The organism is Bacteroides sp. RTP31139st1_H2_RTP31139_211217 (assembly GCF_040227615.1).
Classification (GTDB): domain Bacteria; phylum Bacteroidota; class Bacteroidia; order Bacteroidales; family Bacteroidaceae; genus Bacteroides; species Bacteroides uniformis.
Map to the genome: position 1 here is coordinate 1,042 of NZ_JBCNZM010000264.1, position 1,737 is coordinate 2,778.

The window sequence follows — 1,737 nt, forward strand, 5'->3', positions numbered from 1 at the left end:
ACGGGTGAAAATCCTAAACTGTGCAGATAATCCGCTATTTTGATTTGTTTCGCTGTCTGTATATCCATAAGACGATAGGTTTAATGATAGTTGAATTGGTTTATTTTCTCTTTTCGCCCGTACCTCTTTATGAAGTACGGTCTGTATAATCACTTCACTTTATTTTCGTATATATAGAGTACGGTAATAAAGTGAAGCGGTTTTGCCACATTTCGCAACCACTTCGCTTTATCCCTAATATATAGACCCCCGGAATAAAGTGAAGCGATTGCAAGGTGTGGGCTAATAGTGGAAGTCGGGCATGAACGTGTACTTTCTGCCGTTCTCCTGCACTATCATTCGTTTGTTCCGAAGCATGGTGATGAGCGATACCGCCTTTTTGTGGTTCAACTTTACCCCCACAGACACATAAGTCTTAATTAAGGTGTCCTCCAGTTCCTTGTAGCCATATTCCTCTTTCAGCCCGAAAACTGCTTCCAATGCGATGCGGTGCTGCTGTTCGGTGATATGCCTGTAAGGGTCGAACTTTTCCTCTTCCGGTCTTCCCGGTTTCTTGGTTTCGGGCTTGTAACCCTCCAACAGTTCAGGTATGGCATTGTCATTGATGCGAAATGAAAAAGGCTCGAAGTCCATTGCCCGTATGTGCATGGCTGAAACATTGCTTATATCTCCATTGCTCTTGTCCTTTTCCACAAGAAGGACAGTTTCAGCCTTGTTGTTCAGTTCCGTACCGATATGCCCCCTTGCGTTCTCATCGCCCTTGTTTTGGTGGAGTATCGTGTGGATATGTATCTGCCTGTCGTCCGTCCACTGCATCAGCTTTGATATGATGCGTGTCGATTCACCGGGGCTGTTGATGTCATATACCATGTCACGGATGCCGTCTATGATTACAAGCCCTATGTCAGGCGTATTGTAAATAGCCTGCTCTACAATCCTGATACGCTGTTCGGGCGTGTATTTCCTCAAAGCAAGAAATTCCAGATGCTCATTGTCCCTGTCATCTGGAAGCCCAGCCATCCGTAAAATACGTTTCATGACTTTCAGACAATGATAAGGACTTTGTTCCGTGTCCACATACAGGATTTTCCGTTTCTCTTCGGGTAGTTCCGCCACATATCTTAGCACTGTACCATTCTTCAATGCTGCCGCCACGATAGCCGACACATTGAAAGTCTTTTTGCTTTTGGCTTTGCCGATTGATGCACTGAAATTACCCAGTGTACCAATGACCGAACCTTGCACTTTTAGAATCTCAGGTGCTTTCTCATAGATTTTCGACAGGCTCAGGCGTGAGGCTTGCCAAAGGATTACGGCTTCTTCCGCCGATAGTGCTTTTATATCTTTCATATAATCCATAAGTACACCTCCCGTTATTTTCGTCCTCCGGTTTTCTTTCCAGCCAGTTCAAGGGCAAGTTCCGCATCCACGATAATCTTGCGCCCTATTTGCGTAATGGCTTTGTCTATCTTTCCGCTTTTCTTTATACGGTTGGCGGTAGGCAGACTGCACCCGAACAATTTGGCAATGCCAAGTATTCCGTACACATACTTTCTTTCTGTGTCCGTAACGGGCTGTGGCTGCGCTTCCGTTTGGTTGGAAGCGTACTTGCTTAGAAATATGAACTCTTCGCCTGTCATCTGCCAGACGGGTTTTAATAATAACTCTTGAAGATTTGTCATCGTCCAATCTATTTAGTCGTTAAACAATCAGCCCTGCGCACTGGCTGTTATTTCT

At 45.0% G+C, this 1,737-nt stretch carries 2 protein-coding genes; both read right to left on the bottom strand.

Annotated features, from left to right (window positions below; all coding sequences use genetic code 11):
* Positions 1 to 282: 282 nt before the first annotated feature.
* Positions 283 to 1,359 carry an AAA family ATPase gene (locus tag ABUA47_RS23560; protein ID WP_349832157.1) on the bottom strand — a complete coding sequence of 359 codons (1,077 nt, stop codon included), beginning with the start codon at positions 1,357 to 1,359 and terminating at the stop codon, positions 283 to 285.
* 14 nt (positions 1,360 to 1,373) lie between these two features.
* Positions 1,374 to 1,682: a DUF3853 family protein gene (locus ABUA47_RS23565; protein WP_004292949.1), complete on the bottom strand. Its 309-nt coding sequence runs from the start codon at positions 1,680 to 1,682 to the stop codon at positions 1,374 to 1,376.
* Positions 1,683 to 1,737: the final 55 nt, after the last annotated feature.

Coding starts and splice junctions, on each gene's coding strand:
- ABUA47_RS23560 (WP_349832157.1), bottom strand. CDS start 1,359: ATGGATTATATGAAAGATATAAAAGCACTATCGGCGGAAGAAGCCGTA.
- ABUA47_RS23565 (WP_004292949.1), bottom strand. CDS start 1,682: ATGACAAATCTTCAAGAGTTATTATTAAAACCCGTCTGGCAGATGACA.